Raw genomic sequence first — 25,620 nt, forward strand, 5'->3', positions numbered from 1 at the left:
GGTTCGATGGTGTTCAGCTCCAGCTGTATTCGGCTACCAACCGGTGCGCGACCAGGTCGAAGGTCTTGCGCTCGACGATCGCGCCCTCGCGCCGGATGCCGTCCTCCGGCACGTCGAGTACCCGGTCCAGCCGTACCCAGCTCGGCCTGCCGTCGTGATCCCACGGCCCGGTGCCGATGCCCACCCAGTTGCGGTCGTGGGCTCGGTCGGCCTTCGACGACAGCATCAGTCCGAGCAGAGTCTTGCGGTCGCGCCCGACCACCAGCACCGGCCGGTCCTTGCCATTGGTCGGGTCTTCCTCGAACGGCACCCAGGTCCACACGATCTCCCCGGGGTCGGCGCGTCCGTCGAGCTGCGGGCAGTAGACGATCTGGCGGGCGCGATGCGCCGTCGGCACGGGGGTCGAGGCCGTCGGGCGTACCGCGACGGCGGGTCCCGGCTTGGTCGCCAGTGCGTCCACCAGCTTCTCGAGCAGTCGTGGCCCCTGCTTGCGCACGATTTTGGGCCCCTGCTCCTTGGCGATGACGCCGAGCTGCTTGCCGAGACTGTTCCAACTGCTGGCCATCTGTGAAATATAACGCCGACTCGCACTTCGGTGCACCGGTGACAGGGCCCGGGTTCGGCGGAATGACAAGGTCTACTCACGGTCGGGTGCACCGGTGCGAGTGGTGTAGCTGGGCGCATGGGACGATGGGCGCAGTTCGCCTATACCCCGCGAGGAGTGGAGTGGCTTCCAGTTTTGCCGATACGACGTTCACCGATCCGTCCCGGATCCGGAACTTCTGCATCATCGCCCACATCGACCATGGCAAGTCGACCCTGGCCGATCGGATGTTGCAGCTGACCGGTGTGGTCGAGGAGCGGGCCATGCGTGCCCAGTACCTGGACAGGATGGACATCGAGCGTGAGCGCGGCATCACGATCAAGGCGCAGAACGTGCGGTTGCCGTGGCAGGTCGACGGCACCGAGTACGTCCTGCACCTGATCGACACCCCGGGCCACGTCGACTTCACCTACGAGGTCTCCCGCGCGCTCGAGGCCTGTGAGGGCGCGATCCTGCTGGTCGACGCCGCCCAGGGCATCGAGGCGCAGACTCTCGCGAACCTGTATCTGGCGCTGGAGAAGGATCTCACGATCATTCCCGTGCTCAACAAGATCGACCTGCCCGCCGCGGATCCCGATCGCTACGCCGCCGAGCTGGCCCACATCGTCGGCTGCGAGCCGGGCGACGTGCTGCGGGTCTCGGGTAAGACCGGCGTCGGCGTGACCGAACTGCTGGACAAGGTGATCGAAGCCGTGCCCGCCCCCGTGGGCGACGCCGACGCACCGGCCCGCGCGATGATCTTCGACTCGGTCTACGACACCTACCGGGGCGTGGTCACCTACATCCGCGTGGTCGACGGCAAGATCTCCCCGCGCGAGAAGATCAAGATGATGTCGACCGGCGCGACCCACGAGCTGCTGGAAGTCGGCATCGTCTCGCCCGAACCCAAGCCCACCCAGGGGCTGGGCGTCGGCGAGGTCGGCTATCTGATCACCGGCGTGAAGGACGTGCGCCAGTCGAAGGTCGGCGATACCGTCACCAGCGCCCGCAACGGCGCCACCGAAGCCCTCACCGGCTACCGCGAGCCGCGACCGATGGTCTACTCCGGTCTGTACCCGGTGGACGGCTCCGACTATCCGGATCTGCGTGACGCGCTGGACAAGCTGCAGCTCAACGACGCCGCGCTCACCTACGAGCCGGAGACCTCGGTGGCGCTGGGCTTCGGCTTCCGCTGTGGCTTCCTCGGTCTGCTGCACATGGAGATCACGCGCGAGCGGTTGCAGCGAGAGTTCGGGCTCGAGCTCATCTCCACCGCACCCAACGTGGTGTACCGGGTGGAGATGGAGGACGGCACCGAACACGTCGTCACCAACCCGTCGTACTGGCCGGAGGGCAAGTCGCGGCACGTGTACGAACCCATCGTGAAGTGCACCGTCATCTCGCCGAGCGAGTTCATCGGCTCGATCATGGAGCTGTGCCAGCAGCGTCGCGGCGAGCTGGGCGGCATGGACTACCTGTCCGAGACCCGCGTCGAGCTGCGCTACACCATGCCGATGGCCGAGATCATCTTCGACTTCTTCGACCTGCTGAAGTCGCGCACCCGCGGCTACGCCAGCCTCGACTACGAAGAGGCGGGCGAGCAGGAAGCCGATCTGGTGAAGGTCGACATCCTGCTCCAGGGTGAGGCTGTCGACGCGTTCAGCGCGATCGTGCACCGCGACGCCGCGCAGGGCTACGGGCACAAGATGACGACCAAGCTGCGCGAACTGATCCCGCGTCAGCAGTTCGAGGTGCCGATCCAGGCCGCGATCGGCGCGAAGATCATTGCCCGCGAGAACATTCGGGCGATCCGCAAGGACGTCCTCGCCAAGTGCTACGGCGGCGACATCAGCCGCAAGCGCAAGCTCCTCGAGAAGCAGAAGGAGGGCAAGAAGCGCATGAAGACCATCGGTCGCGTGGAGGTCCCCCAGGAAGCCTTCGTGGCGGCGCTGTCCTCGGATTCGGACAAGCCCAAGAAGTAGGCAAGCCCCAGAACGACCGCTCAGGCGCCGGTGCTCACCGGCGCCTGAGCTATTTCCACCCGCAGGCGGACGCCGCCGAGCGGGCTGTGGGCGAGTTCGGCGGTACCGGAATGCAACTCGGCCTGCTGGCGAACCAGTGCCAGGCCGAGACCGGAGCCGGGAGAGCCGGGGCGTTTGGCGAAGCGGTCGAAAGCGGTGGGGGACAGGTGTGCCGGTATGCCCGTGCCGTTGTCGTCGATGGTGATCTCGGCGCCGTTGCCGGTAGTCCGTGCGGCGACGGCGACCTCGGTGGCCTGGCCGTGCAGCACCGCGTTGGCGACCGCGTTGGTCACGATCAGCATGATCCCGCCGGGCAGCCCGTGTACCGGGACCGGATCGCAGGCGGTGAGGGTGACGTCGACGCCGGGATTCGCGCGGCGGGCGTTCTGCACCGCGCGGTCGAGGGTCTCGCACAGTTCGAACGGTTCGAACGCGCCGTGATCGGTGAGATCGCCGACGGCGAGGCGTTCCAGATCGGTGAGGGTGCGCTCGATCTGGCCCTCGGCGGCCAGCACATCGGCGAGGACGGCGCCGCGCTGGTCGGCGGGCAGTTCGGTGCCGGACAGCACCTGCAGGTCGGTGCGCATGGCGGTGAGCGGAGTGCGGAGCTCGTGGGCGCAGACGGCAGCGAAGTCGCGGGCACTGGCCAGTGCCTGGCGGGTCTCGCCGTGTGCGGTCTTGAGGCGTGCCAGCATCCGGTTGATCGCGTCGGAGAGTTCCTCGGCCTCCTTGGCGCCGCGCCCCGACAGCGGCGGCAACTCGTCGAGTGTGTCGATCTCGTGGGTGGCGGTGGCGAGTCTGCGCAGCGGGCGGGCGGCGAATCCGGCCAGCACCCAACCCAATACGGCGGCGACGATCACCCCGGCCACCCCGATGCCGAGACCGATCAGCTGGCTGCGGGTGATGGCGGCGTCGACGAGGTCGCGGTCGGGATCGAGCCGGACCAGCATTCCCGGGGCGCCCTGGACCTGGGCGAGCGCGCCATCGGGTGGGGCGCCGGGGACCACGAGGGTGCGCTCACGTGGTATCCCGGTGGCGGGCAACGGAACCGGGGTCCAGGGTTCCTGAAGTCCGGGTGGCTCCGCGGGCGCGCCGTCGTAGCGCTGCGCGATCTGTACCCGCATGCTGGACACGGTTTGATCGAGCTGGCTCGTACCCGTCACCTTCAGCAGCGCGGCGTAGGTCAGTCCGAGGGTGACCGCGACCAGTGCGGCCACCGCCGCCGACACCAACGCGACCCGGACCCGCAACGACCACGAGGCCTTCACGGCTGATCCCGCAGCACGAACCCGACCCCGCGCACGGTGTGCACCACCCGCGCGACACCGTCGGCCTCCAGCTTGCGGCGCAGATACGAGACGAACACATCGACCACATTGGTGTCGGTGCTGAAGTCGTAACCCCAGACGGTCGACAGGATCTGCTCGCGCCCGAGCACGATTCCGGCATTGCGCGCCAGCATCGCGAGCAGCTCGAACTCGCGTTTGGTGAGCTCGACCGGTGCCGAACCCGCGTGCACCCGATGTCCGGTCAGATCGATCATCACCTCGCCGACCTGGATCGTGTCGGCCGACGAGGCGGCGGTGACCGGTCTGCGCCGCAACAGCGCGCGCAGCCGCGCGACCAGCTCGCCCAGATCGAACGGCTTGGTCAGATAGTCGTCGGCACCACGCTCGAGCGCGGCGATCCGGTCGGTGACCGCGCTGCGCGCGCTGAGTACGCAGATGGGGATGTCGTTGCCCATCGCGCGCAGGGCGGTGACCACCCCGACGCCGTCGAGTTCGGGCATGTTCACGTCGAGCACCATGGCGTCGGGAGCAGCGGTTCCCACCAGGGAGAGTGCGCGAGCGCCGTCGGGCGCGGTGATCACCTCGAAGCCCGAGAGCTCGAGGCCGCGCCGCAGCGACGCGAGCACGCGGACCTCGTCGTCGACGACCAAGATCTGCTGTCCCGTCATGCACTCACCCTAGTGTTTTCCGTTGTTTATGCTGGTCAGAATGGTTGCGCGGGCTGGGTATCGGCAGAACCGGTCGCCGGGGCCGGGACGACGTCGGCGAAGCCGCCGGGCGCGGGGACGATGGTGCGCTCACCATCGGGGTGGATCCTCTGACAATCCACGGGACCGTCCATCGGCGGTGCGGGCCTGCCCGGGGCCGCGCGCTCGATGTGGATCCGCCCCGTTTCCTGGCCGGGCGCGCCGGGAACGGTGCGTTCGAGACGGATTCCGGGCTCGGCGGGCAGCGGGGGTAGACCGGGCACGTTTCCGCCGCCCGGCGCGGTGCAGATGATCGTGGTTGCCCGGCCGTCGTCGGGGCGCTCGCCCGGATCGGCGGACGCGACGCCCGCCACAGTGGCGGTGATCGCGGCGGCACCGCCGAGTAGTGCGGCGGCCTTGACGCGGTAACGGGTGGAGAGTTCGGTCATGATCGGGCTCCTGACTGTGCGTTTCACCGACCTTCTCGGTCGACCGCACCGACGCTAGGGTTCCGATCTTCACGCTCCGTTGAGCATTCGTTAGAGTTCTCTTGGGATCGTGCGCGCCCCTGATTCCCCGGGCTCGCCGAAAGATGTTGCTCGCCATAAGGTGAGCGGGGTACCAACCGGCCTGCACGAAATGACAGGCCGATGTCCGGGAAATAGTGTTGGATGGGCCTCACTTCGCCGCTGTTTGTGGTGGGGAACCACAGCGATGCGAGTGTTGGAGCTTTGATGACGCGTGATCTGCCTTTCGATGACGGTGCCGCGCGCGCAGAGGGGTCGGAGGGGTCGGACACGGCCTACCGGATCGCCAACGGCGTAGCCCGGGTGGCCAGGGCCGGCGCCTATGTCACCGGTGGCGCGTTGGTCGCGGCCAACGGGACCACACGCGAGCCCGGCACCAGCAATGCCGACAGCAGGTACGCGGGCTGGTCGCAGCAGACCGTCTCCACCGATCCGAGCCCGGACGCACCGAGCCCGATCGTGACCTTTCCCGACCTGGCCGTCGAGCCCCCGCCTGCCCCCGTGGTGCCGCACACGGCATTCGCCGCGCCGCCCAAGCCCGACGTGTCGATGGTCGCGGCGACGGACGAATCCGCCCGGCGCCCAGAGATTCCCGGATCCGACGGTGATCGTGAATTCCGGATCCCCGGCAGCGACGAGCCGTCCAGCGGTATCGGCATACCGGGCTACGGGCACACGCCCGCCGGACCGGGGTACCACGACACCCCGAACCCGCTGCCCGGCACCACCCCGGATCCCGGCTTCGATCTGCCCGGTTTCGAAGGTCTGCCGGGCCACGGCAATCTGCCCGGTTTCGAGCTACCCGGCACCGGCCACGGTCTGCCCGGTTTCGACGGTCTGCCCGGCGGCGGTATCGGCATTCCGGGCTACGACGGTCTGCCCGGCAACGGGTTCGGCATCCCCGGCTACGACAGCGTCGGGTTGCCCAGTGGCGATTCAGCCGGCGCCGGCGCGCCCGGCGGCATATTCGACGGGATCGGCAACCTCGGCGGGGCGTTCGACGGTATCGGTGGCATGTTCGACGGCGTCGGCGCGATGGTCACCACCGACTGGCAGGTCGACGTCCACGTCGGGCTCGACGGCGTGTGGGCCACCTCGCAGATGAAGGTCGACGTGCAGGTCGGCCAGGTCGGCGATCAGCTCGACGACTACGGCCAGTGGCTCGGTGACGGGCTGAAGGTCCCCGGTGACACGGCAGGCACCACGCCCGGCGGGTCCGGCCTGGGCACTTCCTCGTCCGGCGGAACCGGTCTGGGCAACTCGTCGTCGGGCGCTCCCGGCCTGCCCGGCTCGTCCTCGACGGGTGTCGGTCTGCCCGGCACGACGGCGCCCGCCCCGGCGCTCGCGACTCCCGCACCCGCCGTCGCGGCTCCCGCACCCGCCCCGGCGACACCGTTCGCCGCGGCTCCCGCGCACGCGCCTGCCCCGATCGCCCCCGCGCCTGTCGCCCCCGCCGCGCCCGCGCCGGTGGCGGTCAACCCCGTGGTCAGCACGCCGTTGCAGACCACCATTCAGCCCGACGCGGCCTCCACCCCGATCGCGAATGTGTTCGGTCATCAAGCCGTGTCGCCGCTGACCGCGCCCGCGGCCTCGGTGCCCGCGCTGTTCACCCCACCCACTCCGACGAAACCCGTTGTGCTGCCCGAAGTCTCCGGTGGCGGCCACACCCCGACGAGCGTGCCGGTGACGGTTCCCTCCAAGGTCCCGACGGTCGACCTCGACACCCCGACGACGGTGAAGGTGCCCACGGTCACGGCGCCGACCGCGCCCGACGTCACCACGGTGCCGATCACCGTGCCGCCGACCGGCCACACCGGCTCGACCGCTCCGACCAAGCCGACCACTCCCGACGACGACCTCACCACCAAGCCGGGGACCAGCACCGGCGGCGTGACGACCCCCTCGACCGGGGGGAGTACGCCGACCGTCGATGTGCCCAGCCAGACCACCCCGCACACGAGTGCGTCGGTGCCCACCCAGCAGCCGACGGCGCCGACGAAGCAGCCGACCATCGATCCGCCGACCAAGCAGCCGACCGTCGACATCGACCCGCCGACGGTGGTCACCCCGCCGCCGGTCACCGTGCAGCCGACCGTCGCGCCGGTAAAACCCCCGGTCATCGAGACCAAGCCGATCGCCGCCGAGTTCGACCAGCACGACAGCGGCTACCATGGCGTTTCGGCCGGATTGTTCGATACGGGCTTGGGTGGCGGTGATTTGCACGCAGCCGCGTTTCCCATCGAGCACCACGGGTATGACTTCGTGGTCTGACACGACGATTTCGGCCGTGTCGATGCGACGAGAGTGAGGAACAGGTGTCTGCCGCAGCCGGACTGCAGACCGCGACGGTGAAGCATCCGGATGTGATGGCTCCCGTTGTCGCGCTGGTCGACGAACTGCGGGAACTGGTCCGCTCGGGCGGCCGTAACGACCTCGATGCCCGTCTCGGCATGGTGCGGGCCAGGCTCAGCGATCCGCGGGTCCGGATCGTCGTCGTCGGCGAACCGCAGGCGGGGATGAGCACGCTGGTCAACAGCATGGTCGGGTCGCCGGTCAGTGCCACCGAGGGCAAACCGAGTGTTCCGGTGATCGTCGAATACGGCCAGGCGCCGAAGGCGACGCTGGTGAAGTCGGCGCCGGGTGGCCGGGTCGAACGGGTGCCGGTCGACCCACTGAATCCGCTTCCCGCCCTGACCGCACTCGGTGTGTTGCGCGCCGAGTTCGCCGAGCCGAGTGGGCTGCTGGCCGACGGTCTCGTCGTGATGGACGCGCCCGGCTCGACCGCGCACGAGGCGGCCGCCTGGTCGATGATCGCCGCCGCCGATGTCGTGCTCTACGCCGCCGACTCCGCCGCCGAGCTCACCGAGGCGCAGCTGGACTACCTGCGCCGGGTCGAGCAGGTGTGCCCGTCGGTGGTCTGCGTACTCACCAAGATCGACCGCAACCCGCACTGGTCGCTCACCCAGCGACGCAATCGCGCGCTCCTCGACGGTGCCGGGCTGAACTTCGCGGTGGCTCCCGTCTCGGGTCTGCTGCATCGAGAGGCCGCCGAGCGCGGCGACCAGCAGCGTGATGCCGAGTCAGGCGTGCCCCAGCTCATCGATCACCTACGGGAATATGTTGTCGCCCAGGCCGATTCGGTGGCCGTGGCGGCCGCGGTGCGCGATATCGCGCTGATCACCGACCAGCTCACCGTCACCCTGCAGGCCGAGTCGGACACGCTGCGCGACCCGCGCAGGCGTGCCGAGATCACCCAGCGCCTCGCCGCCGCGCGCACGACCGCCGATCAGCTGCGACAGCGCACCGCCACCTGGCAGGTCACCCTCGTCGACGGCAGCTCCGAGCTCAGCGCCGACATCGAACACGATCTGCGGCACCGGTTGCGCACCTTGGTCCGCGAGGCAGAGGCCGAGATCACCCGCACCGACCCTGCCCGCAAGTGGTCCGATTTCGCCTCCGAACTGGACGCGCGGATCTGCGAGGCGGTCGAGGAGAACTTCGTGATGGCGCACTACCGCGCCGTCGAGCTCACCGAGCAGGTGGCCTCGAAGTTCCCGCCCGACAACCGAACCCCGCCGCTGCCCGAACTGCGGCTGACCAACCCCGGCGAGGTCCTCGAGCCGGTGCAGCCGCTGGAACCCCTCGAAAGTGCCAAAGCCGGTGTGGGACAGCAGCTGCTCACCGCGCTGCGTGGCTCCTACGGCGGCATCCTGATGGTCGGTCTGGCCACCAGCCTGCTCGGGATGTCGCTGGTGAACTGGTATTCCGCCGGCGCGGGTGTGCTGCTCGGTGTGAACGCGCTGTGGGACGACCGCAAGAACCGCAAGCATCGCAGGCAGGCCGAGGCCAAGGTGGCCGTCGCCCGGCTGGCCGACGACGTGATCTTCCAGGTGGGCAAGGAATCGCGCAACCGCCTTCGCTCCCTGCAACGTGTGCTGCGCGACCACTACACCGAGATCGCCGCCGAGGTGGGCCGCACCGCCGACGAGGCCCTGCGCGCCGCCGAGGAGACGGGCCTGCGCTACGGCGACCATCGGGAACTGCGTATCACCGAGATCGACGCGGGCCTGCGCACGGTGGCGGGGATACGCGCCCGCGCCGAACGCCTCGCCTACTGAGCGGGCGCCGGGTGGGCCGAAACACTGTGTCCGGCACCGGGCGAAGACGTCGGCGGCTCCGGTCTCATGATCGGTGCGAAGGCGAGTGCGCGGGCTGGAACTGACCCGCGTTGCGCTGGTCCTCGGCCCGGATCACGTGGGTCACGGCGTTGATCAGCGCCAAGTGGGTGAAGGCCTGCGGGAAGTTGCCCAGGTGACGCCCGGTGCGTGAGTCGATCTCCTCGGCGTAGAGGCGCAGCGGGCTGGCCAGTCCGAGCAGCCGCTCACACAGATTGGTGGCCCGTTCGAGTTCGCCGATCTCCACCAGCGCCGAGACCAGCCAGAACGAACAGATCGTGAAGGTGCCCTCCTCACCTTCCAGACCGTCGTCGGTGGTCTCGGTGCGGTAGCGCAGCACCAGTCCGTTGACGGTGAGGCGGTCGGCGATGGCGAGCACCGTCGCGCGGATGCGCGGATCGTCGGGCGGCAGGAAACGGGTCAGCACCACCAGCAGCAGCGACGCGTCGAGCGTGTTGCCACCATAGGTCTGGGTGAAGATGCCCTCCGGGCTGACACCGAATTCGAGGACGTCGTCGCGGATCTCCTCGGCGATCTCGAACCACTCGGCCGCGCGCTCGTGCTGGCCGTGCACCTCCGCCAGCCGGGCACCGCGATCCAGTGCCACCCAGCACATCACCTTCGACGAGGTGAAGTCCTGCGGTTCGCCGCGGACCTCCCAGATCCCGCGATCGGGTTTGCGCCAGTTCGCGATCGCCGCGTGCACGGTGCGTTCGAGCAGCGGCCACAGCGATTCCGGCACCTGCCCGCGCGATTTCACATGCAGGTACACCGCGTCGAGCATGGTGCCCCAGATGTCGTGCTGGTCCTGGTCGAAGGCGGCGTTGCCGACGCGGACCGGGCGCGCGCCGTCGTAGCCGGACAGATTCGGCAGCTCGTATTCGGTGATCTGCCGTTCGCCGCCGATTCCGTAGAGCACCTGCAGGGGGACCGCGTCCCCGTTCTCGCCGGTGGTGACGTCGTCGAGGAAGGCGAAGAAGTCGTTGGCCTCGCGGTCGAGGCCGAGGGTGTACAAGCCCCACAGCGCGAAACTCGCGTCGCGCACCCAGGTGTAGCGGTAGTCCCAGTTACGTTCTCCGCCAGGGGTTTCCGGAAGTGAGGTGGTAGCCGCGGCGAGGAGCGCGCCCGTCGGCGCGTAGGTGAGCCCCTTGAGCGTGAGTGCGCTGCGCTGCAGATAGCTGCGCCACGGATGGTCGGGGAAATCACCCTGGGTGATCCAGCGCCGCCAGCACTCGGTGGTCGCCCACATCTTCTGCGCGGCCTCGTCGTAGGTGGCGGGCGCGGGTAGCTCCGACCAGGTGAGCGCGACGAACACCTGGTCGCCCTCGGCCATCCTGGTGCGGGCGCGTGCCTCCCTACCTTCCAGGCCGAGGCGCAGATCGGTGGTGAGAATCAGCGACGGCCCACTGTCGGGATCGCTCGACGCCCGCGCGGTCGCCTGCTCGTAGACCTTGCCGGTGTACTCCCACTTGGCCCCGCTCTGGTGATAGTCGAACGAGGGCTGGCAGCTCATTTCGAGCTCGACGGTGCCGCTCACACACTTGACCGTGCGCAACAGGATGTGTTCGGCGTCCCAGTCCATCGGGGTGCGCCGGTGGGTCTTGGACCGGGCGTTGTTGTTGTGCCACGGGCCGAGTACCAGTGTGTCGCGCACGATCAGCCAGCCGGTTTCGGTCTGCCAGGTGGTTTCCAGGATCATCCCGCCCGGCAGGTAGCGCCGCGCCGCGGGCACGTTCGTTCCGTAGGGGCCGATCCGGAAATGCCCGGCGCTGCGGTCGAGGATCGCGCCGAAAATGCTGGGGGAGTCCGGGCGTGGCACGCACATCCACTCCACCGAACCGCTGCTGGCGATCAGGCAGCTGGTTTCACAGTCGGACAGGAAGGCGTAGTCGTCGATCGGGGGAAACGCGCCGCGACGGCCGCTGGAGGACACCGGACTCAGAATCGGCAGGCTGTCAGCGCTGGAAGACTCCATACCCCATCATCACGGCGGTGTGGGCGCGCGTCCACCGCTGGGGGCGGCGATCTCGGCGTATCGGCCGGTCGCGGCCGGGAATTCGCCCGCAGCCGTGCGGACGGCGAGGGCGTTCACGCCGACCGACTAGGCTGGACGGCGTGCAACGCATCGCAGGTTGGTGGGACGGGTTCGAACTCTGGGTAGCCGGGCTGCCCTTCATTCCGCAGTTTCTCGTGGTGCTGGTCGGTATGGTCCCGATCAGCTTCGCCATCGCCTTCCTGCTCGACCGCAGCCTGCGCATGGCCTTCCGCCTGCTGCGCCGCGACGATCGCACCGAACCGCCGATGCCGGTCACCCTCGCCGAACGCCCGACTGTCGGCAGCGGTGCCCGCTGATGCCACGTTCTCGCGTCCAGCTCGCGCTCATCGCCCTCTTGGTCCTGGTCGTCATCGCGTGGTTCTTCACGCGCTAGTCGGCGCGAGCACCAGCCCGCGCCGACCCGGCGGCTAGTTCTTGCGCCAGTCGTCGAAACGTTTGCCCAGGTCGGATACCGTGCGGCCGACTTCCTGACCCACCGTGTTCACCGCCGAGCCCACGTCGCGGCCCAGGTCGCGCACCGTGCGGACCAGCAGGTCCTCGGACTGGTCGAACGACTCGCGGTAGTGCCGGGTCGCCTCCTTGACCTCGTCGCTGATCCGCGCGTTCTTGTCCTGCTCGCGACGCGGATAGCTGCCGCCGAGCACCCGCTCGTACTCGCCGGACTGGATCCAGCGGCGCAGCTCGGCCGCGCGCAGCACCGAGAACGGGTGCGACTGCAGCTCCAGGTTGAGCAGCTTGAGCACGCCGTCGCGCAGGTCGCCCGAGCGCATGTAGTCGTCGGCCTGGTCGAGGAACGCGCCGTGGTTCATCTCGTGCAGCCACGCGCCGCCCGCGGTCTTCATGTGCACGCGCACCGAAGCCTCCACGTCCTGGCAGCACAGCAGCCCCGCCCGGTCGCCGGACAGCTCCGACTTGCGGCTCCATTCCATCAGCGCTGCCACGATCGCGCGCAACGCCCAGCCGCCCACCGGCATCCAGCCGACCGAGGCCGACAGCCGCATCAGGTGCATGAGCATCGTGCGATACACCGCGTGCCCGGACAGCGCGTGGCCGAGTTCGTGGCCGACCACGAACCGCAGTTCCTCGGTGTCCATCAGTTCGAGCAGGCCGGTGGTGAGCACGATGAACGGCTTGTCCATCCCGATGGTGAACGCGTTCACCGAAGGGTCCTGGAGCACGAACATCTCCGGGGTGGATTGCGCGTCGAGCACGCCGACGCAGTCCGCGCGTAACTGGTGCAGGGTGCGGAACTGCCGATCGTCGACCCGCACGGCGGTCGCCAGGTACATCAACCGGTGCTGGCGCTCCCGCAACAATCCCGACAGCGCCCGCAGCACCGTGTCGAAGCCGCTCAGCGAGCGCAGCGCCACGAGCGCGGTGCGGTCGGCCGGGTGTTCCCAAGCGCGCGTGCTGATCTCCGGAAAACGCGTGCGAACCCGGTCTGGAGCCATGGTCATAGGATGAAATCCCCCCTGGTTAGAGAACTCTCGTCGATTGCGATCATCATGGCGCAATCTGCTACAGTCTGCCTGTGTCGTCGAGTGTCGCCCCGCAGATCCGCCATGAGTTGGCGTTGATCGCTGTCGGCAACCTCGCGGTCGCAGACATTCTCTGTCGATGATCGGCCACCGGACTCGGCTGCGCGTTCTTGCCCAGTAGACTGGCGCGCGCTTTCCTTTCGCAGTCGTAGTCCGTCACTCCGGGGGCCGTTGGGCCCGAGTCGCGCCAACTGCCGTATATCCACGTACGACAGGTCTACCGATCGACACGATCTTCCCTGCCGCCACGAAAATCGTTGCGCCGCAGGTCCTTTCCCGAAAGGTACACCCCGATGTCTCGCAACACCTGGATCGGCTCGCGCCGCCGCGCCGCCGCCATCGCTCTCACTGCTGTCGCCGCGGTCGCCCTGACCGCCTGCGGCGGTGGCGCCAGCGACTCGACCGACGGCGGCGCTACCGTGGCCGACGGCAGCGGGGGCACCCTCAACCTCTACGCCTACGCGGTCCCGAAGCCGGGATTCGACAAGGTCGTGCCCGAGTTCAACAAGACCGACGCGGGCAAGGGTGTGCAGGTCCAGGCCTCCTACGGCGCCTCGGGCGATCAGTCGCGCAAGGTCAAGGACGGCGCCGAGGCCGACGTCGTGAACTTCTCTGTCGAACCCGACATCACCCGCCTGGTCGACGCCGGTCTGGTCGAGTCCACCTGGAACGCCGACGCCACCAAGGGCATCCCCTTCGGTTCGGTCGTCACCCTGGTGGTGCGTAAGGGCAACCCCAAGGGCATCAAGGACTGGGACGATCTGCTGAAGCCGGGTGTCGAGGTCGTCACCCCGAACCCGTTCAGCTCGGGCTCGGCCAAGTGGAACCTGCTCGCGCCCTACGCCGCCAAGAGCGACGGCGGCAAGAACCAGCAGGCCGGTCTGGACTACCTGTCGCAGCTGGTCTCGCCCGAGCACGTGAAGGTGCAGCCCAAGTCGGGCCGTGAAGCCACCGAGACCTTCCTGCAGGGCACCGGCGACGTGCTGCTGAGCTACGAGAACGAGGCCATCTTCTCCGAGCGCAACGGCGACCCGATCGAGCACATCAACCCGCCCACCACCTTCAAGATCGAGAACCCGGTCGCGGTGCTGAAGAACTCGAAGAACCTGGCCAAGGCCACCGCGTTCCGCGACTTCCTGTTCACCGCCGAGGGCCAGAAGGCCTGGGCGCAGGCCGGCTTCCGCCCGGTCGACCCGAAGGTCGCGGCCGAGTTCGCCAAGGACTTCCCGACCCCGGCCAAGCTGTGGACCATCGACGACCTCGGTGGCTGGAAGGCTGTCGACAAGGATCTGTTCGCGCAGGGCACCGGCAAGGTCGCCGTCATCTACGACAAGGCCACCAAGTAGGCCGTGACCCGGCTCACACGCGATACTGGACAACTGTGACTGACAGCAGTGGGCCCGCCGGGACCGGGGATACCTCCGATCCCGGCGGCGCCGTGAAACTGGACAAGAAGCCGCCGACCTCGCGCGGACCTCGCTGGGCCTGGCTGCGCGTCACCGGGTCGGTGGGCCCGTTCGGCATCGGTGTCGCCGTGCTGTGGCTCAGCCTCATCGTGCTGCTGCCGCTGGCGGCGCTCACCGTCAGCTCCTTCGAAGACGGCTGGTCCGGCTTCTGGGACGCGGTCACCGCGCCCTCGGCGCTCGACTCGCTGAAGGTGACGATCGGCGTCTCGGTGATCGTCGCCGTGATCAATGTCGTGATGGGCACGCTGATCGCCTGGGTGCTGGTTCGTGACGAGTTCCCGGGCAAGGGCATCGTCAACGCGCTGATCGACCTTCCGTTCGCGCTGCCCACGATCGTCGCCTCGATCGTGTTGCTCTCGCTCTACGGCCCGAACAGCCCGGTCGACATCCACCTCAACGCCACCCAGCCCGGTCTGGTGGTGGCGCTGGCCTTCGTCACGCTGCCGTTCGTGGTGCGCTCGGTGCAGCCGGTGCTGATCGAGGTCGACAAGGAAGTGGAGCAGGCGTCGCTGTCGCTGGGCGCGAGCAACTGGATCACCTTCCGGCGCATCGTGCTGCCCACCCTGGCGCCGGCGATCATCTCCGGCGGCGGCCTCGCCTTCGCCAGGGCGATCGGTGAGTACGGGTCGGTGGTGCTGATCGGCGGCAATATCCCGCGCGAGACGCAGATGACCTCGCAGTACATCCAGCAGCAGATCGAGGTCGACCGGCCGGTCAACGCGGCCGCGGTGTCGGTGGCGCTGCTGGTGATCTCGTTCGTCAGCCTGCTCGTGCTGCGGATTCTCGCCGAACGCACCTCGCGCAAAGAAGAGGCGGCCCGATGAAACTGTCCGCGTTCACCAGGATCTCGCTGCGCACCATCGCGCTGGGCTACCTGCTGATCTTGCTGGTGCTGCCGCTGGTGATCATCCTGCTGCGCACGTTCGAGCGGGGGATCGGCGCGTTCATCGACTCGATCACCACGCCCGCGGCCATCTCGGCGTTCCAGCTGTCGATGATCATCGTGATCATCGTGGTGCCGCTGAACGTGGTGTTCGGTGTGGTCACGGCGCTGGCGCTGGTCCGGAGCAAGTTCCCGGGCCGCAGTCTGATGCAGGGCATCGTCGACCTGCCGTTCGCGGTGTCGCCGGTGGTCGTCGGTGTGTCGCTGATCCTGCTGTGGGGCGCGGGCGGCTGGTTCGGTGGGCTGGAATCACTCGGCTTCAAGGTGATCTTCAGCCTGCCCGGCATGGTGATCGCGACCATCTTCGTCACGCTGCCGTTCGTGGTGCGTGAGGTGGAGCCGGTGCTGCACGAGATCGGTGACGATCAGGAGCAGGCCGCGGCCACCCTCGGCGCCTCGCGCTGGCAGACCTTCTGGCGCATCACCCTGCCCGCCATCCGCTGGGGCCTGACCTACGGCGTCGTGCTCACCGTGGCCCGCGCGCTGGGCGAATTCGGTGCGGTGATCATGGTCTCCACGGCGCTGCCCGGCAAGTCCCAGACGCTCACCCTGCTGGTGCACGGCCGCTATATCAACGACCACAACACCTTCGGCGCCTACAGCGCGGCCACCCTGCTGATGGGTATGGCGCTGATCGTCCTTCTCCTGATGACTCTCCTCGAACGCAAGCGGGGCACCGAATGATCACCGTGACCAACGCGCGCAAGAACTACGGTTCCTTCGCCGCCCTCGACGATGTCAGCATCGATATCCCCTCGGGCGAACTCACCGCTCTGCTGGGCCCGTCCGGTTCGGGCAAGTCGACGCTGCTGCGCTCGATCGCCGGGCTGGAATCGCTCGACTCGGGTGTGGTGGTGATCGCGGGTAACGACGTCACCCACGTGGCGCCGCAGAAGCGCGATATCGGCTTCGTGTTCCAGCACTACGCCGCGTTCAAGCACATGACCGTGCGCGACAACGTCGCTTTCGGCCTGACCATCCGCAAGCGGCCGAAGAAGGAGATCGACAAGCGCGTCGACGAGCTGCTCGGCATCGTCGGACTCGACGGTTTCCAGCACCGTTATCCCGCGCAGCTCTCCGGCGGTCAGCGTCAGCGCATGGCACTGGCCCGCGCGCTGGCCGTCGACCCGCAGGTGCTGCTCCTGGACGAGCCGTTCGGCGCGCTCGACGCGAAGGTGCGCACCGATCTGCGGCAGTGGCTGCGCAGGCTGCACGACGAGGTCCACGTGACCACCGTCCTGGTCACCCACGACCAGGAGGAGGCACTGGATGTGGCCGACCGTATCGCGGTGATGAACAAGGGCCGCATCGAGCAGGTCGGTTCGCCCGAGGAGGTCTACGACCGGCCCGCCAACGAGTTCGTGATGTCGTTCCTCGGCGCGGTCGCCCGGCTCAACGGCCATCTGGTCCGCCCGCACGACATCCGCGTCGGGCGTGATCCGAGCATGGCGATGGCCGAACACGAGGGCACCGCCGAATCGGCGGGCGTCACCAGGGCCACGGTGGAGCGGATCGTGCGCCTCGGTTTCGAGGTGCGCCTGGAACTGCGCAATGCCGCGACCGGCGACCAGTTCGCCGCCCAGGTCACTCGCGGTGATGCCGCGGCGCTGCACCTGACCGAGGGCGAGACCGTGTACGCCCGTGCCACCCGGATCCCGGACCTTCCCCTGGCCTGATCCTCCAGCGACAACCGGGCCCCGCGACATCTGTCGCGGGGCCCCGGTGCGTTGTCGAGGGGTTCGCCAGCGGTCCGTGCGCGGTTCGACTGATGTGGATCGGCGCAGGTTAACCGGTACCGGCGGTCCGTAGGCCGGTTCGACGCGCTCGCCGGACAACTATTTTTCGTGTCTCGCCGCGGACCCTCGAAGACTGTGCATGACGCAGTGTCACAGGTAGAGGCATTTTTACTGGCGAGTAGCTTCCTCAACAGGGCTTTCGCCACGCCGGACACGAGAAATTCGGCATGGCATGGAGTTGACGTGACTCGGTGTAGGTGTAACCATTGGAAACAGTAAACGTCCCTAGAGGAGAGGCAGTGACGACGATGTCTGCGCCCACCACCCCTGACGTCGATCCTGTAGTCGCAGAGGCTCAGGCGTACGCCGAGAAGTTGCTGATGCTGTCCGAGGCATCGGTCGATCGCCACTTCGACCCGTTCGAGGACATCGACTGGGACGCCCCCGACTTCGATCCGAACTGCAAGCCCGAGCGCTGGGTCCTGGTCACCTCGGCCGACCCCATCGGTCGCCACCCCTGGTACCAGGCGCTGCCGCTGGACAAGAAGATCGAGATCGGCAAGGTCCGCCAGGCCAATGTGGCCAAGGTCGGCCTGCAGTTCGAGGCGATCCTGATCATCGGCATGATGCAGCACATCTTCAACCTGAAGAACAACGACCCGGAGTTCCGGTACTGCTCGCACGAGATGATCGAAGAGCACAACCACACTCTGATGTTCCAGGAGATGGTGAACCGCGTCGCCGACGTGCCGGGCATGAACCCGCTCGTGCGTCAGCTGCGTCACCTGGCCGCCCCGGCCGGTGCGCTGTTCCCGAACTTCTTCTTCATGGCCGTGCTCGCCGGCGAAGAGCCGATCGACCACATCCAGAAGGACATCCTGCGCTCGGGTGACGACATCCACCCGATCATGCGCGGCGTGATGGCGATCCACGTGGCCGAGGAAGCTCGCCACATCTCCTTCGCCCACGAGTTCCTGAAGAAGAACGTTCCGGCCCAGCCCGCGCTCAACAAGGCTGTGCTCTCGATCGCCATGCCGATCGTGATGTTCATCCTCGGCCGCGCCATCGCGACGCCGCCGAAGACCTTCTTCAAGCAGTTCGACATGCCCGCCGAGGTCCGCAAGGACCTGTTCTACGGTTCCAAGGAATCGAAGCGGACCTTCGCCGACTACTACGTCGACGTGCGCGCGCTGGCCGAGGAGATCGGTCTGATGAACCCGGTCGCCCGCAAGGTGTGGAAGCTGCTCGGTATCGACGGCCCGTCCAGCCGGTACCGCTCGGAGCCCAAGCGCTCCGCGAAGCACGCTGCCTGAGACGATAGCAATATGCCATACGTTGTCACCCAGTCATGCTGTAGTGACGCCTCGTGCGTCTACGCGTGCCCGGTCAACTGCATTCATCCCACCCCGGATGAGCCGGATTTCCGTACCGCAGAGATGCTCTACGTCGATCCGGCGGCCTGCGTGGACTGTGGTGCCTGTGCCACCGCATGCCCCGTCGATGCCATCACCTCGTCGAAGAAGCTGACCGACGAGCAGAAGCCGTTCATCGAGATCAACGCCGACTTCTACCGCGTGCAGCGGGATCGGCCGACGTTGGCCGCGCCGGTGATGCCGCCCGCGATCGACACGCAGCGCTCCCCGCTGCGCGTCGCCATCGTGGGATCGGGTCCCTCGGCGATGTACGCCGCCGACGAGCTGCTCACCCAGCCCGGTGTCGCGGTCACGATGTTCGACCGCCTGCCGCAGGCCTACGGTCTGGCCCGCCTCGGCGTCGCGCCCGATCACAAGCACACGCGTAAGGTCGCCGACCTGTTCGACATCATGTCCAAGCAGGACGACTTCGGTACCTACCTCGATGTCGAGATCGGCAAGCACATCAGCCATGCCGAGCTGCTCGAGCACTTCCACGGCGTGATCTACGCCGTCGGCGCGTCCTCGGATCGCAAGCTGGACATTCCCGGCGAAGGCTTGGCGGGCAATGTGTCGGCCACCGATTTCGTCGCCTGGTACAACGGCCATCCCGACCACGCCGAGGATCGGTTCGACCTGAACCAGAAGCGGGTCGTGATTGTCGGCAACGGCAACGTCGCGCTCGACGTCGCGCGCATCCTGACCGTGAATCCGGCGCTGCTCGCCGACACCGATATCGCGCCGTACGCGCTGAAGGCATTGCGCGAGAGCAAGATCGAAGAGGTCGTGATCCTGGGCCGTCGTGGTCCGGCCGAGTCGGCGTTCACGGTGCCCGAGTTCGTCGGCCTGCTGGCCGCCGATATCGACATCGCGATCGACGGCGAGCTGCCCGCGATCACGCCGGATCTGCCCTACAAGGTCGAGCAGAAGCTGCGCCTGCTGCACAGCGTCGCGAATCGCCCGTTCGGCGAGCGCAAGCGCATCGTGTTCCGCTACCTGTCCTCGCCGGTGGAGATCGTCGGCACCGACACGGTGACCGGGGTACGGGTGGAGCGCAACGAGCTCGTCGCCGATGCCGAAGGTCGCGTGGCCGCCACGCCGACCGGTGATACGACACTGCTCGAGGCGGGTGTCGTGCTCACCTCGGTCGGCTACCGAGGGGTCCCGACCGTGGATCTGCCGTTCGACGACGCCCGCGCGGTGATCCCGAACGACGCGGGCCGGGTACTCACCGCGCCCGGTGGCGAGGTCTTCCCCGGCACTTATGTGACCGGCTGGATCAAGCGCGGCCCGACCGGTTTCATCGGGACCAACAAGTCGTGTGCGCAGGAGACCGTGCAGCAGCTCGCCGACGATTTCAACGGCGGCAAGCTGCGTGAGCCCACCCGCGACGCGGCCGAGTTCGACCGTCTCGTCCGCGCCCGTCGCCCGCAGGCGGTCGCCCGCGGCGCCGCGGTGCAGAGGGAACGTTCGGTGAAGCGGCTGTTCGCTCGCAGCTGATCGAAAAGCGAAAGGCCCGCAACGTCACTGGGAGACGTTGCGGGCCTTTCGTGTGCCTACTGCGCGACCGGCTGAGTCCGACGACGGCGTGCTCGGCGACCACATACGGCGCCACGTGCGCAGATCGGCGTCGACGGTGACATCGGTCGCGACGAACAGCGCGCGGCCACCTTGGCGATGCCGGAGCCGGCGCCGTTGACGAGTACGACCTGGTCGGCGCATCGAGTGGGCATGCGTAGTGCCTTCTTTCCCTTGGTTTTTCGAACATCCGGTCGGTGTCTCTCCGTCCTTTCGGTCAACCGGCGTGCGCAGGGGTCGCGCGGGCGGGATTCGGTCGCTGCGTTGACGTGTCAGTGAAAGCGGGCCAACTTCGAAATGGGGGAATGTAATTCGCCACCAGTGAAATCGTGTTGGTAGTAAATGAATTGGTTACCAGCCGGTAAGTGCGCTGAATGTCCGTGATAACAAACTCGAAGAATGTATTCAGTGGGCGCTCTGTCCGATTACTCGCAGGTAGCTGCTTCTCGGAGTCTGCGAATCGCGGAGTGGGTGTTCAGGGGGGTGGATATTTAGGCTTCAACGACCTCACCTGCGCGAATCGCCTTGTGGTGACGCATGGTTGCGGTTTCCGTATCAATCCGGCAGCAATTCGCGGACGTGCCAGTTAATCTAGGCGAGCTGTTTGGAAGACGACCGCGGCCACATGGTGCGCTCGCGTGCTGGACGTGGTCACGGTGCGTTGACGGGATAGCAAAAACATGACCAGAGGTCTGGGCTTGAGTATCGGTGCGGTCAATGCGATTTCGGCGGTAGTCGCCGACGATCCGGCCAAGCCGACGGTGCGCACACGACGCACCGCACTGACATTCGACGACGCGGGTAGGCCCCGTATCGGCGCGATCAACGAATTCGCCTCGGCGATCACGGATTTCGCGGATCTGACCCGCGAGCCGGAGCCGATGGTGATGGGCGGACGGTTCTACTCGGCGACCAACCTGATCGCCGCGGTGGTCACCGGTCTGATCGAGCTGGCCGAACCGCCCGCCGGGATCGTGTTGACCTATCCGGCGGTCTATACCGACAAACAGGTCTCGTTACTCGGCCAGGCGCTGCATCTCGCGGGCGCCGGTGAGGTCCTGTTGGTGCCGGAGCCGGTCGCCGCCGCGGAATGGCTCGAGGTCGATCGCGGCCCACTGGAACCGGGCTTCGTGCTCGTCTACGACCTGGGCGCCACCAGCCTCGATCTCACCGTGCTGCGCGTCGGTCCCGACTGGCCGCACCACCCGATGGTCGGAACTCCCACGCGGTCCTCCGATTTCGGCGGTAAGCCGCTCGGTGAGATGGTCGCTCGCTACGCGGGCGACCCGGGTCCGGGCCGCGCGACCCAGACCCTCACCTCCATGGTGAACATCGACGCGCTGCGCGCCGAACACATCCGCGACACCTTCCCGCTGGTCAGCAAGAGCGTGTCCGCGGCGGGGCTGCGGCTCGCGGACCTGTCGCGCATTCTCGTGGTCGGCGGTGCCTCACGCCCGCCCGAAGTCGCCCGCACCCTCGCCGAACTCGGCGTTCCGCTCGTCACCGTCGCCGACCCCGGCCAGGTGATCGCCTCGGGCGCTGCGGGTTTGGCGGCTCGCACCTTCGCGCCGGAGCAGCAAACCGGTGGCCCGGTGCCGCACGTCGCGGTGTTCTCCAGCGCGGCAGTCGTTTCCGCGCTCGCCATGTCGGCGATGACCGTGTTCGGCAGCCCCTTCGACCCCGGCCTGATGCCGGTCCTCGACCGGTTCCCGGTCCTTGGCGCTCCCGCCGACGCGTTGCTCTACGACATGAGCGCCGACCTCCTCGCCGCCCGAACCGCAGGTCTGGTCAGTGATGTCGACCCGCTCAACGGTCGCATCCGGGTGGCGAGCATAGCCGCGGCCCGCAGTGCCTACGAGAACTTCATCGCCCCCGCGACCGCGCCCGGCGGCACTTCACGCCCCGGCGGGAGCGCCGACCGCGGCGCCCCCGGCCGCCTGGACGTCGGCAACGACTGCAAGTCGCCGATCCTCGCCCGCACCACCTACGGCGACCCGGCCCGCTTCATCAATCCCTTACCCTTCGGCCAACAGGCCGCCCAACCCCAGAACACACCGACCAGCCCCGGTGCTCCCGAACTTCCCCACGGCGGCCCGATCTCGAGCCCCGGCACCCCTGAAGTACCGGGCACTCCGACCTCGCCCGGCACTGTTCCCGCGGTAGGCACCGCGCCGTCGCCGGGTACGGCACCGACGGACGGCACCTCCACGCCGACCGGTGGCGCATCCACGCCGAGCACGGGCGGCGTCACGATCGACGTCGGAGGATCGGCCTCGACCGGTGGAACCGGCACCGGCACAACGCCTTCCAGTCCCGGCACTTCGACCGGCGGGGCCGGCGGCACCTCGGTCGGAACGCAGACCGGCGGTACGACTGACGGAGGTGTCACAGGCGGCTCGACTGGTGGTGAAACATCTGGCGGCACAAACACTTCCGGCGGTGCAACCGGCGGTGGCGCGTCCGATGGCGGTGCATCGAACGGCGGCAGTGCCGGCGGTGGTGGTACGTCTGGCGGTGGATCTGACAGCGGTGCTTCCGGTGGTGGTGCGTCGGGTGGCGGTGCTTCCGGTGGTGGTGCGTCGGGTGGCGGCGCGTCCGGTGGCGGTGCGTCGGGTGGTGGATCTGACAGTGGTGCGTCGAGCGGTGGTGCGTCGGGTGGCGGTGCGTCCGGTGGTGGTGCATCTGGTGGTGCGTCCTCCGGTGGCGGATCCGACAGCGGTGCGTCATCTGGTGGTGCGTCATCTGGTGGTGCGTCCGCCGGGGGTGCGTCATCCGGGGGTGCGTCATCCGCTGGTGGTGCGTCCTCCGCTGGTGCTTCCTCGGGCGGCTCCAAAGGTGGTGCATCAGCAGGTGGCTCTACCGGTGGCGGGGGTGGCGGCGGCGGTGGCGGTGGCGGGGGTGGCGGCTCACGCCGCTGACCATCGGCCACGCCCGTTGTGGCTCCGCCGCGACATCAGCGGGCCTTGCTGCTGACGGGTCGGCCCCGCCTCGCCCGTGGGATATACATCGGATAGGCGAGCGACGTCCGCCGCGAGAACTGGAAGCTCACAGCTTCGTTCACGCGGCCGACGGTGACACCGAAAAGTCACTGAGCGCAGCTCACGCGTGAGGCGCATACCGCGACGGTGCCGGCGATCGAAGAACTCGCGCATCTTGCCACCCGCACAGCCCATGTCGCGGTCTCGCCGCGACTCGAGCAGGACTTGCCACGAGAGTCGGTGGCGCGGTTCGCTGCCACCGCGGTGGGTTCTTTGCGGTTCGGGGCGGCCGGAGCACTGGTACTGAAACCGGGGTGGGTGTCGGTGGGTGCGGGCACAATGGGGCGGTGGGTTTAGCTGGGGGAGCGCCGAAGCTGATTGCGCTCGATGTGGATGGGACCCTGCTGGCGAAGGGGGTCGATATCAGCGCGCGGGTGGGAGCGGCGGTGCGGGCGGCGGTGTCGGCGGGCGCGCATGTGGTGGTGACCACCGGGCGAACGGTGCTCACCACGCGTCCGGTGCTGAGCGAGCTCGGGCTCGCCGAGGGGCATGCGTTGTGTTCCAACGGTGCTGTGCACATCGATGTGGCGCGTGGCGAGCCGGTCGCGGTTCAGTCGTTCGATCCGGGACCTGCCGTGCTCGCGCTGCGCACGCTGTTCCCAGCTATGATCTTCGCCGCGGAACAGGTGGGCGTCGGTACCTGGGCGACGGGGCACGGGCCGGGGGAGTTCTCGATCGGCGACTTCCAATTGGTCGACCACCGCACGCTGAGCAGTGTGCCGACCCCGCGCCTCAACGGCTGGTGGCCAGACGGCAGCCCCGACGAGATGCTGCGCCTACTGGAAACGTTCGATGTGCCCGAGGCGTCCTGGGTACACGGCGAGTACGGTCCTTGGCTCACGGTTTCGCGGCGTGGTGTGTCCAAAGGCTGGGCACTGGAACAACTTCGGCTCCTCCTCGGCGTCGAGGCCGACGCGACTCTGGCCATCGGCGACGGCTTCAACGACCGGGAGATGTTGCGCTGGGCGGCACATTCGGTAGCGATGGCAGGATCGCCCGACGCGGTGCTCGCCCTCGCCGACGAGGTGACCGGTGACGTCAGCGAGGACGGCGTGGCCACCGTCCTCGAGCGCTGGTTCGCCTGAGTGCGGTTGTCGCCACCGGTGCCACAGCCTGAACGTGGGCCCTAGGTCGACACCGACGCGGTCATCGCCACAAAGTGGGGGTTCGCCATGATGCCGAGCACATTGCCGAACGGATCCAGCACCGCCGCGGTCGCGAACCCGGCGCCTTCGCCGCGTTCGGTGATCGGCTCGTACTCGGTGGCGCCGAGCTCGAGCAACCGGGCGAAGGTGGCCGCGAGGTCGTCGACCTGCCAGAACACCACTCCGCCCCCGCCCGGGGCATTGCGCGCGCCTGCCGGGGCATACGCGCGGTTGATGATTCCCAGCTCGGCCTGCAACGGTCCGAGCCGGAACTCGTAGTACCCGCCGGGAACCTCGTAATACGGTGCGATGCCGAGGAATTCGCTGTACCAGTCCTTGGCGGCGGTGAGGTCGTCGGCGTAATAGGTGGTGGTGGCCATTCCGCGCAGCATGTCTGCTCCATTCGGTTGTCGCTTCGGTGTGACAACGACCTTGCCAGCCAAAGTGCTCACCGAATGAGCACTTTGTTCGGCAGAATTACCGAGTATGCGAGCGGACAGATTGGTAGCCACCCTGTTGTTGATGCAGGCGCGCGGGCGGGTGACGGCCGCCGAGGTCGCGGCCGAGCTCGAAGTCTCGGTGGCGACGGCCCGCCGTGACCTGGAGGCCTTGTCGGCCGCGGGCATCCCGGTCTATCCGCAATCGGGTCGCGGGGGCGGGTGGTCGCTGATCGGCGGCGCCCGCACCGACCTGTCCGGACTGACGGCGGGGGAGACCAGGGCGCTGTTCTTGCTCGCGGGTCCGGCGGCCCAGGCCGCCCCCGAACTGAAGTCGGCCCTTCGCAAACTGGTCCGCGCCCTACCGCACACTTTCCGCGCCGATGCGGCCGCCGCGGCCGACGCGGTGGTGGTCGATCCGGCGCGGTGGGGTCGTCCCGATCCGCAAGCACCCGCGGTACTCGACACGCTGCGGCGTGCGGTGGTGGATCGCCGCCGCGTGCGCATCGAATACCTGCGCAAGGGGGAACGCACGGTCCGCACGATCGATCCGTGGGGCATGGTCGAGAAGGAGACGGTCTGGTATCTCATCGCGGGCACCGACCGCGGGCAGCGAACCTTCCGCCTCGACCGTATCGCCGGGGCCATCACTCTCGACGAAACAGCTGAGCGACCAGCGGATTTCGATCTACACGCGGAATGGGCTCAGATCGTCGAGCAGATGGAGGGCCGGCGCGCCGCCGTTTCCGCGACGGTTCTCGTCTCCACCGAGCTCGCCCCCATCCTGGCCGATCAGCAGGGCCGCAACTGCACTCTGCTCGGCCCGGCACCCGACGGCCGGGTGCGAGCACAGATCACCGCCGATACCGCGAAGATGGTCGCCCGGCAGCTGGCGGGCTGGGGCGGCGACGTGGAGGTGGTCGGTCCTGCCGAGGTGAGATCCGAACTGGTCGCACTCGGCACTCGATTGGTGCACGACAACAGGTGAGA

The 25,620-nt window shown here is 68.1% G+C and carries 21 protein-coding genes; 14 read left to right on the plus strand and 7 right to left on the minus strand.

From position 1 onward, the window contains the following. Positions 1 to 13: 13 nt before the first annotated feature. Positions 14 to 565: a type II toxin-antitoxin system PemK/MazF family toxin gene (locus ACFULV_RS16045; RefSeq protein ID WP_358187042.1), complete on the minus strand. Its 552-nt coding sequence runs from the start codon at positions 563 to 565 to the stop codon at positions 14 to 16. Between the two features lie 125 nt (positions 566 to 690). Between ACFULV_RS16045 and lepA the strand changes: the two genes are divergently transcribed. Beyond that, positions 691 to 2,565 carry a translation elongation factor 4 gene (gene lepA, locus ACFULV_RS16050; RefSeq protein ID WP_378637433.1) on the plus strand — a complete coding sequence of 625 codons (1,875 nt, stop codon included), beginning with the start codon at positions 691 to 693 and terminating at the stop codon, positions 2,563 to 2,565. A gap of 20 nt (positions 2,566 to 2,585) precedes the next feature. Here the strand turns inward: lepA and ACFULV_RS16055 are convergent, their stop codons facing one another. From ACFULV_RS16055 to ACFULV_RS16065, 3 genes are read right to left on the minus strand one after another with little or no spacing between them, the layout of a single operon-like run. Then, entirely contained in the window at positions 2,586 to 3,872 is a 1,287-nt protein-coding gene (locus ACFULV_RS16055; protein ID WP_378657198.1) for an ATP-binding protein, read from the minus strand. Continuing rightward, entirely contained in the window at positions 3,869 to 4,561 is a 693-nt protein-coding gene (locus ACFULV_RS16060) for a response regulator transcription factor (RefSeq protein ID WP_378657200.1), read from the minus strand. The genes ACFULV_RS16055 and ACFULV_RS16060 overlap by 4 nt, the downstream gene beginning before the upstream one ends. A gap of 35 nt (positions 4,562 to 4,596) precedes the next feature. Further along, positions 4,597 to 5,028, minus strand: a complete 432-nt coding sequence (locus ACFULV_RS16065) for a hypothetical protein (protein ID WP_378657203.1) — start codon at positions 5,026 to 5,028, stop codon at positions 4,597 to 4,599. A gap of 285 nt (positions 5,029 to 5,313) precedes the next feature. On the opposite strand from ACFULV_RS16065, the gene ACFULV_RS16070 reads away from it, so the two are divergent. Both ACFULV_RS16070 and ACFULV_RS16075 read left to right on the plus strand, forming a co-directional pair. Beyond that, entirely contained in the window at positions 5,314 to 7,377 is a 2,064-nt protein-coding gene (locus ACFULV_RS16070; protein WP_378657205.1) for a hypothetical protein, read from the plus strand. Between the two features lie 44 nt (positions 7,378 to 7,421). Next, complete coding sequence (locus tag ACFULV_RS16075) at positions 7,422 to 9,224, plus strand: hypothetical protein (protein WP_378657208.1); 1,803 nt, start codon at positions 7,422 to 7,424, stop codon at positions 9,222 to 9,224. Between the two features lie 64 nt (positions 9,225 to 9,288). Here the strand turns inward: ACFULV_RS16075 and ACFULV_RS16080 are convergent, their stop codons facing one another. After that, complete coding sequence (locus ACFULV_RS16080; protein WP_378657209.1) at positions 9,289 to 11,256, minus strand: glycoside hydrolase family 15 protein; 1,968 nt, start codon at positions 11,254 to 11,256, stop codon at positions 9,289 to 9,291. A gap of 140 nt (positions 11,257 to 11,396) precedes the next feature. Between ACFULV_RS16080 and ACFULV_RS16085 the strand changes: the two genes are divergently transcribed. Beyond that, positions 11,397 to 11,633: a hypothetical protein gene (locus tag ACFULV_RS16085; RefSeq protein WP_378657211.1), complete on the plus strand. Its 237-nt coding sequence runs from the start codon at positions 11,397 to 11,399 to the stop codon at positions 11,631 to 11,633. 111 nt (positions 11,634 to 11,744) lie between these two features. Here ACFULV_RS16085 and ACFULV_RS16090 read toward each other — a convergent pair whose 3' ends face one another. After that, on the minus strand, positions 11,745 to 12,794 hold the full coding sequence (locus tag ACFULV_RS16090; RefSeq protein WP_378637452.1) for a M48 family metallopeptidase: 1,050 nt from the start codon (positions 12,792 to 12,794) through the stop codon (positions 11,745 to 11,747). 74 nt (positions 12,795 to 12,868) lie between these two features. Here ACFULV_RS16090 and ACFULV_RS16095 point away from each other — a divergent pair, with 74 nt between their 5' ends. The 9 genes from ACFULV_RS16095 (at position 12,869) to ACFULV_RS16135 (ending at position 24,133) form a co-directional block, all read left to right on the plus strand. After that, complete coding sequence (locus ACFULV_RS16095; RefSeq protein ID WP_019045829.1) at positions 12,869 to 12,958, plus strand: Ms4533A family Cys-rich leader peptide; 90 nt, start codon at positions 12,869 to 12,871, stop codon at positions 12,956 to 12,958. Positions 12,959 to 13,168: 210 nt separating this feature from the next. Next, a complete protein-coding gene (locus tag ACFULV_RS16100) occupies positions 13,169 to 14,221 on the plus strand; it encodes a sulfate ABC transporter substrate-binding protein (protein ID WP_378637454.1) in 1,053 nt (350 codons plus the stop codon). A gap of 92 nt (positions 14,222 to 14,313) precedes the next feature. Next, complete coding sequence (cysT, locus tag ACFULV_RS16105) at positions 14,314 to 15,165, plus strand: sulfate ABC transporter permease subunit CysT (protein ID WP_378637744.1); 852 nt, start codon at positions 14,314 to 14,316, stop codon at positions 15,163 to 15,165. Next, complete coding sequence (gene cysW / locus ACFULV_RS16110) at positions 15,162 to 15,968, plus strand: sulfate ABC transporter permease subunit CysW (RefSeq protein ID WP_378637457.1); 807 nt, start codon at positions 15,162 to 15,164, stop codon at positions 15,966 to 15,968. The genes cysT and cysW overlap by 4 nt, the downstream gene beginning before the upstream one ends. Beyond that, positions 15,965 to 16,960 (plus strand): sulfate/molybdate ABC transporter ATP-binding protein, encoded by a 996-nt coding sequence (locus tag ACFULV_RS16115; protein ID WP_378657214.1) that lies wholly within the window; start codon positions 15,965 to 15,967, stop codon positions 16,958 to 16,960. Before cysW ends, ACFULV_RS16115 begins: the two co-directional genes overlap by 4 nt. A gap of 368 nt (positions 16,961 to 17,328) precedes the next feature. Further along, positions 17,329 to 18,333, plus strand: coding sequence for a diiron oxygenase (locus ACFULV_RS16120; protein WP_378637746.1), 1,005 nt, complete (start codon positions 17,329 to 17,331; stop codon positions 18,331 to 18,333). A gap of 12 nt (positions 18,334 to 18,345) precedes the next feature. Then, complete coding sequence (locus tag ACFULV_RS16125; RefSeq protein ID WP_378657217.1) at positions 18,346 to 19,932, plus strand: FAD-dependent oxidoreductase; 1,587 nt, start codon at positions 18,346 to 18,348, stop codon at positions 19,930 to 19,932. Positions 19,933 to 20,690: 758 nt separating this feature from the next. Beyond that, on the plus strand, positions 20,691 to 22,928 hold the full coding sequence (locus ACFULV_RS16130) for an Hsp70 family protein (RefSeq protein WP_378657220.1): 2,238 nt from the start codon (positions 20,691 to 20,693) through the stop codon (positions 22,926 to 22,928). Between the two features lie 407 nt (positions 22,929 to 23,335). Next, entirely contained in the window at positions 23,336 to 24,133 is a 798-nt protein-coding gene (locus tag ACFULV_RS16135) for an HAD family hydrolase (protein ID WP_378657222.1), read from the plus strand. Between the two features lie 41 nt (positions 24,134 to 24,174). On the opposite strand, the gene ACFULV_RS16140 is transcribed toward ACFULV_RS16135, so the two are convergent. Next, complete coding sequence (locus ACFULV_RS16140; protein ID WP_378657225.1) at positions 24,175 to 24,585, minus strand: VOC family protein; 411 nt, start codon at positions 24,583 to 24,585, stop codon at positions 24,175 to 24,177. 94 nt (positions 24,586 to 24,679) lie between these two features. Between ACFULV_RS16140 and ACFULV_RS16145 the strand changes: the two genes are divergently transcribed. Next, complete coding sequence (locus ACFULV_RS16145; protein ID WP_378657227.1) at positions 24,680 to 25,618, plus strand: helix-turn-helix transcriptional regulator; 939 nt, start codon at positions 24,680 to 24,682, stop codon at positions 25,616 to 25,618. Positions 25,619 to 25,620 lie beyond the last annotated feature (2 nt).

This window comes from Nocardia sp. NPDC057272 (assembly GCF_042668615.1).
Lineage (GTDB): Bacteria > Actinomycetota > Actinomycetes > Mycobacteriales > Mycobacteriaceae > Nocardia.